Raw genomic sequence first — 12,803 nt, 5'->3', positions numbered from 1 at the left:
CCGTCTCCGCGGGAGAGCCCACGTCCGGCGCCCGCAGGTGCGAGGATTATGCGGTGAAACGCTGGGGCCGCCTGACGAGGCTGAAGAGTTACCTGTTCCCCGCCGGCATGCTGCTGGCCGGGACCGCCGCGCTGGCATCGGGCCTGCTGCCAGGTCCGGCCTTCCAGGAGCTGGCAGCCCGCACCGTGCCCGTGCTGGCCTTCGTCGTGGCCATGTCCCTCGTGACGGAACTCGTGGACGACGCCGGGCTGTTCCGGGTGGTCACCGAGCGTCTCGCTTCGCTGGGCCGCGGCCGGGTCATCCTCCTGTGGCTGCTCGTGATCGGCCTGGCCACCGTCTCCACCGTGTTCCTGTCCCTGGACACGACGGCGGTGCTGGTGACGCCCGTCGTCGTGCTGCTGGCCGTCCACGCCCGGATCCCGCCGCTGCCGTTCGCGCTGACCACGATCTGGCTGGCCAACACCGCATCCCTGCTGCTGCCGGTGTCCAACCTGACCAATCTGCTGGCCCAGGACCGGCTCAGGCTCAGCCCGGCAGCCTTCGCCGGACTGGTCTGGGCACCGGCGCTGGCGGGGATCCTGGTCCCCCTGGCGCTCCTGTGGCTGGCGTTCCGGAAGGATCTCCGCGGCCGCTACGGACCCCAGCCCGTCCACAAGGTCCGGGACCGGGTGCTGCTCTACTCGGCGGCCGGCGTGATGGTGCTGCTGCTTCCGGCCCTGGTGTCCGGCGTGCCGGTGCAGATTCCGGCGCTCGCCGCGGCGGCTATCCTGCTCCTGCTGTTTCTCTGGCGCCGACGCTCGGCGCTGCGCTGGTCGATGGTCCCGTGGCGGCCGCTTATGCTCACCTCGGGGTTGTTCATGGTGGTGGAGGCCCTGCATGCGAACGGACTGACCCGGTTCCTGTCCGGGATCGCCGGCTCGGGCGACAGCCTGCCCGCGCTGCTGCGGCTCGCGGGGCTGGGCGCCGGCGCGTCGAACGTGGTCAACAACCTGCCGGCCTACCTGGCCCTGGAGCCGGTGGGAGGATCGCCGGCCCGGCTCGCGGCCCTGCTGATCGGGGTGAACCTTGGCCCGCTGGTCACCCCGTGGGCGTCGCTGGCCACGCTGCTCTGGCACGAACGGCTCCGCACGCTGAACGTCGAGATCCGCTGGGGAGGCTTCGCGCTGGCCGGCCTCGCCGCCGTCGTCCTCACCGTCCCCCTCGCGGTCGTGGCGCTGTGGCTCGTGACGGGCATGCACTGACCGGCGTGCGCTGACGGCAGGCCCTGACGGCACGTACCAGGGCCCTCAGGCGCCGATGTCGTTCGCCGTGGAAGCGGCGCCGTGAGCGTCCGCGGCTCCGCCTGCGGGGGCCGCGTTCTGCCAGAGGCCCACGATATTGCCCTCGGTGTCCTTGAAGTAGGCGGACCAGCCCATGCCGCCAACATCCTGGCGCGGCATTACGGTACTTCCGCCCAGTGCATTGATCTTCTCCAGTGCCGAGTCAATGTCGTCAACGTCCACGGTGATAACGGGGGACGCGACCGTTCCTTCGCGGCGGAACATCCCGCCGTTGATAGAGCCTGGAACGGAGGGCAGCCCCGATTCGTCCGTCGGCGTGGTCTTGATCATGGTGTAGCTCAGTTCCGGCATCGGATTTACTTCCCATCCGAATGCCGAACTGTAGAACGTTCCCGCACGGTTCTCGTCGTCGGCGGGAATCTCGAAATGTACTACTCCACCAGTCATTGAGTGCTCCTGAAAACCCCAGGGCCTGGGCCCCAGCAGGCGCGGGCGGTCCACGCCACACCCGGATTCTAGTCCCGCGCGGGCTTCTTTTTCAGTGCCGTTTGTCCCAAACTTCCGGGCCGGGGCAGCGTGCCGGCCAGGCGGACGTGGGAACATGTTTGAATGACCATCGCAGACGTTCCCGCCGGCTTTGCCGCCGCGGCGGACGCCTCCTTGCGGTGGCACCCCGGCGGCCGGTTCGACCTGCTCCAGACGGTCGGGACCCTGCTGCGCGGCCAGGGCGATCCGTCTTTCCGCGCCGTCCCGGGCGGGCTGTGGATGGCGTTGACGACGCCGGCCGGCCCGGCCGCCGTGCGGCTCGCTGCCGGCGGTCCGGACTCCGCGCCGTTCGTTGATGTACAGGCGTGGGGACCGGGGGCCGCCGACGCTGCCGCCTCCGTCCCGCGGCTGCTGGGCCGCGACGACGACTGGTCGGCGTTTGACGAGGCCGCCTACCGAGCCACCCTCCCTCGCCTGGTGGTGGAAGCCCGACGGCGGAACCCTGGCGTGCGGCTGCCCGCCACCGGCCGGATGATTGACTCTCTCGTGCCCACCATCCTCGAGCAGAAGGTCACCGTCATCGAGGCCCGCCGCGGCTACCGCTATCTGATGTACCGCTTCGGGACCGCGGCGCCCTCCGCGGGCGTGGCCGCTCCGGAGAACCTGATGGTCCAGCCCACGCCGGAACAGTGGCTGCGCATCCCCTCGTGGGAGTGGCACAAGGCCGGCGTGGGCCCGCAGCGCTCGGCGACCGTCATGCGGGCGCTGCGCTCCGCCGTCGCGCTTGAACGGCTCGCGGCGCTGCCCTCCGCGGAAGCGTCCACGAAGCTGCAGACCATTCCCGGGATCGGCGCGTGGACCGCGGCGGAAGTCGTGCAGCGCACCCACGGCTGCCCGGACTCGATTGCGGTGGGTGACTACCATCTGGCCGCGTATGTGGGCGCCGCTCTGACCGGCCGGCGGACGGACGACGCCGGCATGCTCCGGCTCCTGGCACCGTGGGCCGGCCACCGGCAACGGGTGGTCCGGATGCTCGGGCTGAGCGGTTTCCGCAAGCCGACCTTCGGCCCGCGGATGACCATCCAGGACCACCGCCACCACTAAAAGCAACGCGTAAAAGCAACGCGGGGTCACTCACGGCCCATGCCGGGGCCCGGGATGGACGCTATCTGACCCCGCGTTGGACTGGACGGAGCGGAGCCACGCCCTTTTGATCCGGGCGATGACGCCCTGGAAATCCTCGGCCAGGTCATCGGCGTTGACCTTGAAGTAGGACCAGCCCGCGCTGCGGAAAGCCTCGTCCCGGCAGTTGTCCCGGGACTGCTGTGCCCGCGTGAGGTGGTGGGCGCCGTCGTACTGCACCGCTATCCGGAACCGCCGGTAGCCAAGATCGGCAGCGGGAGACCATGCATCGTGCGGGTCAAGACGGAGCTGCAGCTCGGGTTCCGGCAGCCGTGCGTCCAGCATTGCCAGCCGCAGGAACGTCTCAGGGAACGAATCGGCGCCTACCCGCATCTCCGCGAGGGCAAGCCGGGCCTTCTCAACGCCTTTCAGATTGGGATGCTGACGGATGAGCAGCCGCAGCCCTTCCTTGAAGGCATAAGGATCCGACCTGCCTTCCAGTCCTGGCCTGGGCATCCGGATCAGCTGGTCCCCCATGGCAATGAGGTAGCTGAGCGGCAGTTTCGCCGCCAGGTCCAGCCAGGTCCGGGGCCTGCCTGAGACCGGAATCCCCTCGATCATGGTCAGCTCACCCGGGATTACCCGAACCCGGTGGCCCGTGACTCCGGCCCGGCGCACCCGCGGCAGTTCGTGCGGCTTGCTCAGATGAATGGTTGATTCGACGTCGAACCAGGGCGGCAGGCCGAGCCCGGACAGGTGGGCCGCCGTCTCATGGGAGACCCAGGCGCCGGAAGTCGCCATGGCGAGGACCCGCGCTCGCTCGATCGTCTCCAGGTGGCGCCCGGCCGGCAGGTAGATCAGCCGCCCGCCGTCGGACAGGTCCGTGGCCCGGAGGCGTTTGGGCGGTATGCCCAAGGCACGGGACTCGTAGACGGTGAACGGGGTCTGGCTGAGGCTCTCCGGGAGCGGCGTAATGCGGACCATGGGCACCATTGTGGCCGCGTCCCGGTGCCCCCGCGGAAGTTATCCACAGGCCAGCCTAAATCCGGGCAACGCGGGGTCACTTCCGGCCCATGCCGGGGCCCGGGATGGGCCGTGAGTGACCCCGCGTTGCCCTTAGCTGTTGCTGTCAGAGGCCCAGCCGGGCGACCGCTTCCTTGCGCATATCCACCTTGCGGATCTTCCCGGACACCGTCATCGGGAAGCTGTCCCGCACGTCGACGTAGCGCGGGATCTTGTAGTGCGCCAGCTTGCCGCGGCAGAACTTGGCGAGGCTCCCGGCGTCCAGGGGCGGCGCGCCGGGCTTGAGGATCACGCAGGCCATGAGTTCCTCCCCGTACCGTTCATCCGGGACCCCGATCACCTGCACGTCCTGGATGTCCGGGTGGGTGTAGAGGAACTCCTCGATCTCGCGCGGGTAGACGTTCTCGCCGCCGCGGATCACCATGTCCTTGATCCGGCCCTCGATCACGATGTAGCCGTCCGCATCCATCCGGGCCAGGTCCCCGGTGTGCATCCAGCCCTCGGCATCGATCGCCTCGGCGGTCTTGTCCGGCTGGTTCCAGTACCCCTTCATGACGGAGTAGCCGCGGGTGCACAGTTCACCGATCTCCCCGCGCTCAATCACCCCGCGGGTCACCGGGTCCACGATCCGGCTCTCGAGGTTCGGCATCGTCCGGCCCACGGTCTCGGTGCGCCGGGCCATGCTGTCCACGCTGCGGGTCATGGTGGACACCGGGGAGGTCTCCGTCATGCCGTAGCAGATGGCCACATCCTTCATGTTCATCTCCGAGATGACCCGGTTCATCACCTCGATGGGGCACAGCGATCCGGCCATGACGCCGGTGCGCAGCGTGGCGAGGTCATAGGATGCGAAGTCCGGCAGCGCCAGCTCGGCGATGAACATCGTCGGCACCCCGTACAGCGAGGTCCCGCCGAAGTCCTGCACCGCTTCCAGCGCCGCCGCGGGCGCGAAGCCCCGGCCCGGGATGATGGTGGCGGCGCCGTGGCTGAGGGCGGCCAGGTTCCCGATCACCATGCCGAAGCAGTGGTAGAAGGGCACCGGAATCACCACCCGGTCGTGCTCGGTATAGTCCAGCAGTTCGCCGATGGAATAGCCGTTGTTCAGGATGTTGTGGTGGGTCAGCGTGGCCCCCTTGGGGAAGCCCGTGGTGCCGGAGGTGTACTGGAGGTTGATCGCGTCGTGCGGGTCCAGTCCGGCCATCCGCGCCTTGAGGTCGGCATGGGCGACGTCGTCGGCCCGCTTGAGCAGTTCCGCGAAGGTCCGTTCGGCTTCGTTTTCGGGCTCGCCGGCGGTGAGCTCGGCCAGGCCGGCGTCGGGCAGGAAGACCAGCTCGCGCAGCTCTGGGCATTCCGCCAGCGCCCGGCGTGCCATGCCGGTGTAGTCGCTGTTCCTGTCCGACGGCGCGCAGACCAGCATCCGCATGCCGTTCTGCCGGACCACGAACTCCAGTTCGTGGCTGCGGTAGGCGGGATTGACGCTGACCAGGATCGCGCCGACCTTTGCGGTCGCGTACTGCACGATGGTCCACTCCGCGCAGTTGGGGCTCCAGATGCCGATCCGTTCGCCCTGCCCGACGCCGACGGCGAGCAGCGCGCGGGCGACGCGGTCGACGTCGTCGTTCAGCTTGGTGTAGCTCCACCGCCGGGCCTCTTCGCCGGGCACCGCCGCGGCCTCGATCAGCGCGTCGTGCAGGGGGAACCTGGCCACGATCCGCTCGAAATTCGCGCCGATGGTCTCGTCGAGCAGTGGGACGTCAGTGTCCCCGGCTGTGTATGCAAGCATGGTGTGACGCTACCAACAGACGGGCGGCAATAGAAGAGTAAAGCTTGGAAGTCCTACGAAATCTTCAGGGCCCGCGGCAGGCTCCGGGTATTGTGAACGCATGAGCGCTCCCATTGACCTCCAGGCCACTTTCATCCCCAACGAGGGCGAATTCTTCCGCGTGAAGCTCGCCCTGGAAATCGCAATCGACGAGGTTGTCAACGAACCCGGCTGCATCCGTTATGAGCTCACCGAAGCCACCGAGGAACGCCTCGTGCTGGCCGAGCTGTGGGCCTCGCAGGAGGACCTGGACAAGCATGCCAAAGGCACGGCACTCCAGGACCTCAACGAGTCCCTGAGCGCCCTGCTGGCCGAGCCGGTCAAGATCGAAAAACTCTGACGGCACCCTCCGAATAGAGCAACGCGGGGTCACTCAGCGCCCATAAACACTATGGTGATGGGCGCTGAGTGACCCCGCGTTGCTGTTAAAACGGCTCAGGCCTCGGGGATCTGGGTCCCGTCCTGCCTGGTTGCGGGGGCGGCAGCCTCGGCCTGCGAACGGGCCACATGCGCGTGGACTTCCTCCATGTCCAGGGCCTTCACGGCGTCGACCACCTGCTCCAGCTGCTGGGCGTTCAGCGCGCCGGGCTGGGAGAACACCAGCACCTTTTCGCGGAAGGCCATCAGGGTGGGGATGGACGTGATGCCGGCCTCGGCGGCGAGCTGCTGCTCCGCTTCGGTGTCCACCTTGGAGAAGAGGACGTCCGGGTGCTTCTCGGAGACTGCTGAGTACGTGGGTCCGAACTGCTTGCACGGGCCGCACCATTCGGCCCAGAAATCGACGAGGACAATGTCGTTGTCCTCGACGGTCGATGCGAACTGTTCACCTGTGATGTCTACGGTAGCCATGGGTCAACGGTACGGGAGCGGTCCGGGAATGTCCCCTCGGTTTCGCTGATGGCACAGCAGGGAATACCCGACGGCGGCCGCCCGCCGGGTCGCTCGCGGCCGCCCCGGAGGGACGCCGTCCGCCCGGTCCCGGACGTACTCAGGCCCAGACGTGCGGGGCGGAGCGCCGGGCGCCGGGCAGCGCGTTGCTTTCGCGCCATTCATGGATCCACCCGGGCAGCTCCAGGTCCGCCGGGGGTGCGCCGAATTCGCGCAGGATCTCCGCCTGGCTGACGGGCTTCCCCTTGCTCACGAGGCGGGTGGCAATGTAGGCGCGGGCGTAGATCTCGCCGTCGACGACCATCCGCTGCTCAAAATAGATGGCCTTCGCGTCGAGACCGATGATCCTGGACTCGACCGTGTATCGCTGCCACAGCTGGAGGGAGCGCCGGAAGGCGATGGTCTCCCCCGCGGCCACCGGGGTCCAGCCGCGGCGGCGGATCCGTTTCCAGGTTCCGCTACGCGCCATGAGGTCGAACCGGCCCAGGTCCATGAGCGAGAAGTACATGCCGTTGTTGACGTGCAGGGCGATGTCGATATCGCTCGGCAGGACCCGCAGCGGCAGCGAGGACGTGTCCCAGATGCTCAGCGGCGGCCGGCGGGAGGACGTGAGCAACAGGAGGAGGGTGCGGAGCAGCAAATGCATGGGCCCAACGTTACCCGCGAGTAACCATGCCGCCAAGCGGGTCGGCACGGCGAGCCACTGGTTATGCGGCGGACAGCACCGAGACCGTGGCCTTGTGTCCGGTGCCGCGGACCAGCCAGCAGTTTCCCGTCCCGATGGCCTGCTGCTCCTGTGGATCCGAGTGCGGCAGGACGAGGGCGGTGTTTTCGTCCACGGCCACTGCTTTGTCCACGAGTCCGCTGACCACCGCGGCGACGGCCCGGCCCAGGGTGCCCGCCTGCGCCGCGTGGACATCGACGGCGAAGGGCACCAGGCCGAGCCCGTCGCGGATCTCGACCTCGTCGAGGCCTTCGGAGCATTCCTCCCCGCAGACCTCCGTGCCGCGCACCCGGTAGCCGCCGATGATCGCCCGTGACGGCGCGACCATCGCTCCCGCGGAGAAGCCCAGATACGGCGCACCGGCCGCGACTGCCAGCCGGATGGCCGGCGCCGCGTTCCGCAGTGCGTCGAGGTAGACGGGAGTGGGGCCACCCCCGACGACGATCGCGTCGACGTCGGCGAAGACGTCCGGGGCCACCGCCCCGCCGGGATGGAGCAGCACGGTGACCACCTCGCAGGCGGCCCGGGCCCGCAGGGGATCCAGATAGGCGGGGAGGAAATACTCCGAGCTGCCCTCGTCGTCGACGAGCACCACCACGATGCGCGCAACCCTGCCCCCAGCTGCCCGGTGCCGGACTTCCCGCATGAACCGGTCGAACACAACAGGGGTCGTGACGGTGTCGGGGCCGCCGCCGACGAGGAAGATGCTCATGGCTCCCACGGTAGTCAGTACAGGAGGCGCTGGTACAGGATGTGGTCCTGCCACGAGCCGGCAATCTGGAGGTAGGCCGGGGCCAGGCCGATTTCCTCGAATCCGGCCCGCTTGAGGATCTTCCGGGACGCGGCATTGTGCGGCAGGGTCGAGGCCTGCAGCCGGTGCAGCCCCAGTTCGCTCCGCGCAGACTCAACGGCGAACTCGACGGCCGCCGAGCCGATCCCGCGGCCGTTGAATTCCCGGGCCACCCAGTAGCCGAGGTGGGCGCTGAGGAACGGTCCGCGAACGATCCCGCTCAGGTTCATCACCCCGATGATGCGCTCTCCGTCCAGCAGCACCTGCGGAACTTCGGAACCGGCGATGAACAAGGCGACCTTCGACTCGATGCTGGCGGCCTGGCCGTCAGCCGTGAAGAACTCCTCGGCCCGCAACGGCTCCCAGGGGGCCAGATGCTCCCGGTTCCGCCGGTAGGCGGCAGCCATCCGCCCGGCGTCGGAGCTGCGCAGCACCCTCACCCGGACGCCACCCAGCAAGACCGTTCCCTTCCCGCTCATCCGCAGCCACCCGCCGTGGCGGTCTCAACCGCCGTCAAGCCCTTCACCGGCACTTCGAGAATCGTCTCCAGGCCGTCGTCATCGTCCCACTGATCCCCCGCTTCGCGGAACCCGTACTGGTCCAGCAGCCGCCGGGAGGAGAGGTTGTCCGGCCGCACGGTGGCCCGGACGACGGCGACTTCCGGGTGATACTTCGCCATCTCCAGGAGGATCACGAGGGCGCCCCGCGCGTGGCCCCGGCGGCGGTCACGGCGCGCGCTGCGGCCAGATCGCCGTCGGCGAGCGCATCCGGCACGGCCGGCGGAAGCCGCACGAGTTCGAGGGCCCCGGCCCAGTCGGACGCCCACGGTTCTTCGGTCATGTCCATCCCGCCATCATGGCAGACAGGCCCCCGCCCCTCCGGAACGCTCAGCGCGACATCGGGCCGCCGGTTTTGAGCTTCCGCCAGCCGCCGGCACGGTTGTTCGCGATGATCTGGCGGAATATCTGCACCAGGGCCGGCGCGTTGATGGCCTCGTCCTCGCGGAAGGCCACCGTCCGGGCGGTCTTGTTGCTGTGGCCGGCGGTGATGATCCCCTCCGGATCCGGAACGATCCCGCCGTCGTAGAGGAAGACGTTGACGTGGTCCTTGGCGGCCTGCAGCGCGCAGATGTTGCCGTCAAGCACGAAGTAGGGCCGGGTGGTGCGCTTGATGGTCTCGGAGACCCCAGGGTCGGCGGCATGCGCAAGTTCGCGGACCTCGCGGCAGACGGCCTGCTGCCAGCCCGGCAGCACCTCGATGAACGAGTCAACGCGGGGATCCCGGCTGGAACCCGGGCTGCTGTCCGTGCGGCCGGCGGCGCTCATGCGGCGAGGTCCCGGCGGCGCCAGCCGGAATAGCCGACGCCGGCGAGCGCCGCGGCGACCACGGTCAGTGCCAGCAGCGGGCCGGCGTCGCTGGAATCGAGCGGCAGCAGCGGAGAGTGCCGGAACGGCGAAAGATCCATCAGCCACTCCGGCGCGTTCCACAGCACCCCGAACTCGCCAAGCGCGACGAAGGCGAGCAGCAGGCCCCACACGGCCCCGGTCAGGCGGGGCGCCCAGCCGAACACTGCCAGCACCGCGCTCGTGACGACCCACGCTGCCGGGATCTGGGCAAGGGCGGCCAGCGTGACCCGGCCGAACTGTGCTCCGTCGCCCAGGGCGGCGGCAGCGCCGGCGCCGACCGACATGCCGGCCAGCAGCATGAGCAGGGCAACCCCGGCCGCGGCGGCCGCAAAGTGGCTGGTGGCCCACCGTGCCCGGGTGGTCGCGGTGCCCAGCAGCGCCTCAACATGGCCTGCGGTTTCCTCCTCGCGCAGGCGCGCGGCCGCGGACAGTCCGTACGCGGCGGCGAGGAGGCCCATGATCCCGACTTCCGCGGACAGGAACGCGTCGGTCATCGCCTGGCTTCCACCCAGCGTCCTGATCAGCTCCTGGGCGTTGGCGGAACTCAGCAGATCCGCGACGTTGCCGGCAAGCGAGCCGACCACCACGCCGAAGACGAGGAACGCCACCGACCAGGCCAGCAGCACACGGAACTGAAGCCGCACGGCCAGGTCCCAGACACCCCGGAGCGAGCCGCGCGCCGGACCGGGCCGCTCCTCGCGCAGTCCGGAGCCCAGGTCCCGGCGCGCCCGGAGCGCCAGGGCCACCGGCACGAGGACCGCGCACAGGGCAAGGGGCAGCGCGAGCACCCACCAGCGGTCCCCGGCAAAGGCGCGGATCTGCTGGTTCCAGCCGATCGGTGACAGCCAGGACAATGCGGAAGGTCCCGGTTCGGCGAGGTCGCCCACCGCCCGCAGGGCATAAGTGACGGCAATGACGCCGACGCTGAGCCCGGTGGCGGCCCGTGCGCTGGCGGTCAGCTGCGCGGCCACTCCGGCCACCGCACTGAAGGCCATCCCGGTGGCCGCCCAGCCCAGCCCAAACGCGAGGGACCCTGCGGCCGGCAGCCCTCCCGCCGCCAGGGACGCGGCTGTCACGAGACCGAGGACGAGGCTGGCCCCGAAGCTGATCACCAGGGCGGCGGCCAGCGGGGCGTCGCGCCCCAGCCTCCCGCCGCCGAGCAGTTCCAGGCGGCCGGACTCTTCGTCGGCGCGGGTGTGCCGGATGGTGATCATGGCCATGAGGACCGCGAGGATGGCCGCCATGAAGGCGGTGTACTTGATCAGGGACAGCGCCCCTAAAGAGGCGGGGTCGTAGATCCGGCCGAAGAGTGCCACGAGGGAGGCTGTGGCGTTCAGGGCCGTCGCCGCCTCGACCCGGCTGCCGACGTCAGGATAGAGCTCGGCTCCGGCCAGGGCCGTGGAATACGTCGTGGCGGCGAAACCGGCGATCCAGACCGGAAGCAGCCAGCGGTCCCGCCGCAGGCCCAGCCGGATCAAAACCCCGGTCCCGGCGAGCGACTCAGGCATTGCCGGGCCGTCCCGTACCCGACGCTGCCGCGGTGGGCACTGCCCGGGCCGCAGGGCCATAGTGCCGCAGGAACAGGTCTTCGAGCGTGGGTGGCTGGCTGACCAGCGAATGCAACCCGACGTCGGTCAGCGCCCGCATCAGCGGCGCCAGTCCGGACGGTTCCACCTGGGCGCTGACCCGGTGGTTCACCACGACGACGTCGTGTACCCCCGGAATGGCGTCGAGGCCCGGTGGCACGGCTGCGACGTCGGCGGTGACAGAAGTCCGGGTGAGGTGCCGCAGCTCTTCGAGCCTGCCGGTGTCCACCACCCGGCCCTCGCGGATGATGCTGACCCGGTCCGAGAGTGCCTCGGCCTCGCTGAGGATATGGCTGCTGAGCAGGACAGTGCGCCCCTGGTCCCGGAGCTCCCTGACACATCCGCGGAAAGCGTCCTCCATCAGCGGGTCCAGCCCGCTCGTGGGCTCATCCAGCAGGAACAACTCGGCGTCGGTGGCCAGGGCTGCGATCAGCGCCACCTTCTGGCGGTTGCCCTTGGAGTAGGCGCGCGACTTCTTCGTCGGGTCCAGGTCGAACATCTCCAGGAGGCGGTCGCGCCGGGCCTGGTCCTGGCCGCCTTGAAGCCGTCCCAGCAGCTCGATCACCTCGCCGCCGGTCAGGTTGGGCCACAGCGCCACGTCCCCGGGGACATAGGCCAGGCGGCGATGCAGCGTGGCCACGTCGCGCCAGGGGTCCAGGCCAAGCACCCGGACCGAGCCGGCGTTGGCCCGCAGCATACCCAGCAGCAGCCGGATCGTCGTGGACTTGCCGGCACCGTTGGGGCCGAGGAAGCCATGCACCTCCCCCGCCTCGACCGAAAAGTCCAGCCCGTCAAGGGCCGTCACGGACCCGAAACGCTTAACCACACCGACCATGTCCAGGACGCTCGTCATAGGGAACACGATACGCCGCGCGCCTGCGCGGCGACCCTCAGGCAAGGCAACGATTCAGGACCTGCCTGAGCATCCCCGGGCGCAGTCCGTGGCGGCCGGTATTCTGTACGGCGCGTCCCTTCCGCCGTCCGGCCCCTCGCAATAGCATCGAAGCAGGACCTCGTTTGGTCATCGGGCAAACGTGCGGTCAGGAATTGGGGGCTTACATGATTGACGATCTTGCCATCACGTCACGCGGCGGTACCGGGCGCCTGCTGGATCTGGTCCTGGACAGCGACGATGCCGCGGCGGGCGTCGACGATTTCCTGGCCGCACTCGCGGCACTGTCCGCGCAGCACTTCTCGCGTCCCGAACGTCCCGTATCCTGCGGAATCGTTCTAAGCCAGCGGAAGAAATTCACCGTGAATGCCGGCAGCCGCGGCGCCGCGGCCAGTTCCACGCTGAGCATTCCCCTGGTTCTGGACGACGGTGACACCGCCGTTCTCAACGTCTTTTCGACGCAGGCTGATGCCTTTTCCGACGGAGACGCCACGTTGGCCGGGGCCTTTGCGGCACAGGCCTCCCGCGCCCTGTTGGTGGGCCTCCGGCTGGCCCGGCTCACCGAGTCGCGCGACGATCTGGCCGCCGCAATGCAATCAAGGACGGCCATCGATATGGCCATCGGCGCCATCATGGCCCAGAACCGCTGCAGCCGGGCGGCGGCCTTCAAGATCCTGCGAAATACCTCCAACAACAGGAATGTGAAGATCCGCGACGTCGCCGCCTCGGTCATCTCGTCGATCGCCGGAGACGAAGACTTTTCCCCGCACTTCGACGAATGACG

Annotated in this window: 16 protein-coding genes; 4 read left to right on the top strand and 12 right to left on the bottom strand. The window is 69.1% G+C overall.

Annotated elements, in window-relative coordinates; translation table 11 throughout:
• Positions 1-107 precede the first annotated feature (107 nt).
• The gene (locus tag E5206_RS06670) at positions 108-1,241 is read left to right on the top strand and encodes an SLC13 family permease (RefSeq protein WP_136323997.1); all 1,134 of its coding nucleotides are present in this window, start codon (positions 108-110) and stop codon (positions 1,239-1,241) included.
• A gap of 45 nt (positions 1,242-1,286) precedes the next feature.
• On the opposite strand, the gene E5206_RS06665 is transcribed toward E5206_RS06670, so the two are convergent.
• Complete coding sequence (locus tag E5206_RS06665) at positions 1,287-1,727, bottom strand: VOC family protein (RefSeq protein ID WP_136321816.1); 441 nt, start codon at positions 1,725-1,727, stop codon at positions 1,287-1,289.
• Positions 1,728-1,889: 162 nt separating this feature from the next.
• On the opposite strand from E5206_RS06665, the gene E5206_RS06660 reads away from it, so the two are divergent.
• Entirely contained in the window at positions 1,890-2,870 is a 981-nt protein-coding gene (locus E5206_RS06660; protein ID WP_136321815.1) for a 3-methyladenine DNA glycosylase, read from the top strand.
• 30 nt (positions 2,871-2,900) lie between these two features.
• Here the strand turns inward: E5206_RS06660 and E5206_RS06655 are convergent, their stop codons facing one another.
• Positions 2,901-3,872, bottom strand: a complete 972-nt coding sequence (locus E5206_RS06655; RefSeq protein ID WP_168709281.1) for a hypothetical protein — start codon at positions 3,870-3,872, stop codon at positions 2,901-2,903.
• Between the two features lie 145 nt (positions 3,873-4,017).
• Positions 4,018-5,694, bottom strand: a complete 1,677-nt coding sequence (locus E5206_RS06650) for an AMP-binding protein (RefSeq protein ID WP_136321813.1) — start codon at positions 5,692-5,694, stop codon at positions 4,018-4,020.
• A 100-nt stretch (positions 5,695-5,794) separates the two neighbouring features.
• On the opposite strand from E5206_RS06650, the gene E5206_RS06645 reads away from it, so the two are divergent.
• Positions 5,795-6,073 (top strand): antibiotic biosynthesis monooxygenase, encoded by a 279-nt coding sequence (locus E5206_RS06645; protein ID WP_136321812.1) that lies wholly within the window; start codon positions 5,795-5,797, stop codon positions 6,071-6,073.
• A gap of 95 nt (positions 6,074-6,168) precedes the next feature.
• On the opposite strand, the gene E5206_RS06640 is transcribed toward E5206_RS06645, so the two are convergent.
• The 9 genes from E5206_RS06640 to E5206_RS06605 form a co-directional block, all read right to left on the bottom strand.
• The gene (locus tag E5206_RS06640; RefSeq protein ID WP_136321811.1) at positions 6,169-6,582 is read right to left on the bottom strand and encodes a thioredoxin family protein; all 414 of its coding nucleotides are present in this window, start codon (positions 6,580-6,582) and stop codon (positions 6,169-6,171) included.
• 139 nt (positions 6,583-6,721) lie between these two features.
• A complete protein-coding gene (locus E5206_RS06635) occupies positions 6,722-7,267 on the bottom strand; it encodes an acyl-CoA thioesterase (protein ID WP_136321810.1) in 546 nt (181 codons plus the stop codon).
• A 61-nt stretch (positions 7,268-7,328) separates the two neighbouring features.
• The gene (locus E5206_RS06630) at positions 7,329-8,057 is read right to left on the bottom strand and encodes a Type 1 glutamine amidotransferase-like domain-containing protein (RefSeq protein WP_136321809.1); all 729 of its coding nucleotides are present in this window, start codon (positions 8,055-8,057) and stop codon (positions 7,329-7,331) included.
• A gap of 14 nt (positions 8,058-8,071) precedes the next feature.
• Positions 8,072-8,614, bottom strand: coding sequence for a GNAT family N-acetyltransferase (locus E5206_RS06625; RefSeq protein ID WP_136321808.1), 543 nt, complete (start codon positions 8,612-8,614; stop codon positions 8,072-8,074).
• A complete protein-coding gene (locus E5206_RS06620) occupies positions 8,611-8,814 on the bottom strand; it encodes a hypothetical protein (RefSeq protein WP_136321807.1) in 204 nt (67 codons plus the stop codon). Before E5206_RS06620 ends, E5206_RS06625 begins: the two co-directional genes overlap by 4 nt.
• 11 nt (positions 8,815-8,825) lie before the next feature.
• Complete coding sequence (locus E5206_RS19205) at positions 8,826-8,975, bottom strand: hypothetical protein (RefSeq protein WP_168709280.1); 150 nt, start codon at positions 8,973-8,975, stop codon at positions 8,826-8,828.
• Between the two features lie 47 nt (positions 8,976-9,022).
• Positions 9,023-9,460: a DUF1801 domain-containing protein gene (locus E5206_RS06615; protein ID WP_136321806.1), complete on the bottom strand. Its 438-nt coding sequence runs from the start codon at positions 9,458-9,460 to the stop codon at positions 9,023-9,025.
• A complete protein-coding gene (locus E5206_RS06610) occupies positions 9,457-11,049 on the bottom strand; it encodes an ABC transporter permease (protein WP_136321805.1) in 1,593 nt (530 codons plus the stop codon). The genes E5206_RS06615 and E5206_RS06610 overlap by 4 nt, the downstream gene beginning before the upstream one ends.
• Positions 11,042-11,980 carry an ABC transporter ATP-binding protein gene (locus E5206_RS06605; RefSeq protein ID WP_136321804.1) on the bottom strand — a complete coding sequence of 313 codons (939 nt, stop codon included), beginning with the start codon at positions 11,978-11,980 and terminating at the stop codon, positions 11,042-11,044. Before E5206_RS06605 ends, E5206_RS06610 begins: the two co-directional genes overlap by 8 nt.
• A 206-nt stretch (positions 11,981-12,186) precedes the next feature.
• Between E5206_RS06605 and E5206_RS06600 the strand changes: the two genes are divergently transcribed.
• Positions 12,187-12,801, top strand: a complete 615-nt coding sequence (locus E5206_RS06600; protein WP_136321803.1) for a GAF and ANTAR domain-containing protein — start codon at positions 12,187-12,189, stop codon at positions 12,799-12,801.
• Positions 12,802-12,803: the final 2 nt, after the last annotated feature.

Origin of the sequence: Arthrobacter sp. PAMC25564 (assembly GCF_004798705.1) — a bacterium.
In the GTDB taxonomy this organism is placed as follows: Bacteria; Actinomycetota; Actinomycetes; order Actinomycetales; family Micrococcaceae; genus Arthrobacter.
This window is presented reverse-complemented; position numbering and strand designations above follow the sequence as displayed.

Coding starts and splice junctions, on each gene's coding strand:
- E5206_RS06635 (WP_136321810.1), bottom strand. CDS start 7,267: ATGCATTTGCTGCTCCGCACCCTCCTCCTGTTGCTCACGTCCTCCCGC.
- E5206_RS06645 (WP_136321812.1), top strand. CDS start 5,795: ATGAGCGCTCCCATTGACCTCCAGGCCACTTTCATCCCCAACGAGGGC.
- E5206_RS06630 (WP_136321809.1), bottom strand. CDS start 8,057: ATGAGCATCTTCCTCGTCGGCGGCGGCCCCGACACCGTCACGACCCCT.
- E5206_RS06615 (WP_136321806.1), bottom strand. CDS start 9,460: ATGAGCGCCGCCGGCCGCACGGACAGCAGCCCGGGTTCCAGCCGGGAT.
- E5206_RS06650 (WP_136321813.1), bottom strand. CDS start 5,694: ATGCTTGCATACACAGCCGGGGACACTGACGTCCCACTGCTCGACGAG.
- E5206_RS06640 (WP_136321811.1), bottom strand. CDS start 6,582: ATGGCTACCGTAGACATCACAGGTGAACAGTTCGCATCGACCGTCGAG.
- E5206_RS06620 (WP_136321807.1), bottom strand. CDS start 8,814: ATGGCGAAGTATCACCCGGAAGTCGCCGTCGTCCGGGCCACCGTGCGG.
- E5206_RS06670 (WP_136323997.1), top strand. CDS start 108: ATGCTGCTGGCCGGGACCGCCGCGCTGGCATCGGGCCTGCTGCCAGGT.
- E5206_RS06660 (WP_136321815.1), top strand. CDS start 1,890: ATGACCATCGCAGACGTTCCCGCCGGCTTTGCCGCCGCGGCGGACGCC.
- E5206_RS06600 (WP_136321803.1), top strand. CDS start 12,187: ATGATTGACGATCTTGCCATCACGTCACGCGGCGGTACCGGGCGCCTG.
- E5206_RS06610 (WP_136321805.1), bottom strand. CDS start 11,049: ATGCCTGAGTCGCTCGCCGGGACCGGGGTTTTGATCCGGCTGGGCCTG.
- E5206_RS06655 (WP_168709281.1), bottom strand. CDS start 3,872: ATGGTCCGCATTACGCCGCTCCCGGAGAGCCTCAGCCAGACCCCGTTC.
- E5206_RS19205 (WP_168709280.1), bottom strand. CDS start 8,975: ATGACCGAAGAACCGTGGGCGTCCGACTGGGCCGGGGCCCTCGAACTC.
- E5206_RS06605 (WP_136321804.1), bottom strand. CDS start 11,980: ATGACGAGCGTCCTGGACATGGTCGGTGTGGTTAAGCGTTTCGGGTCC.
- E5206_RS06665 (WP_136321816.1), bottom strand. CDS start 1,727: ATGACTGGTGGAGTAGTACATTTCGAGATTCCCGCCGACGACGAGAAC.
- E5206_RS06625 (WP_136321808.1), bottom strand. CDS start 8,614: ATGAGCGGGAAGGGAACGGTCTTGCTGGGTGGCGTCCGGGTGAGGGTG.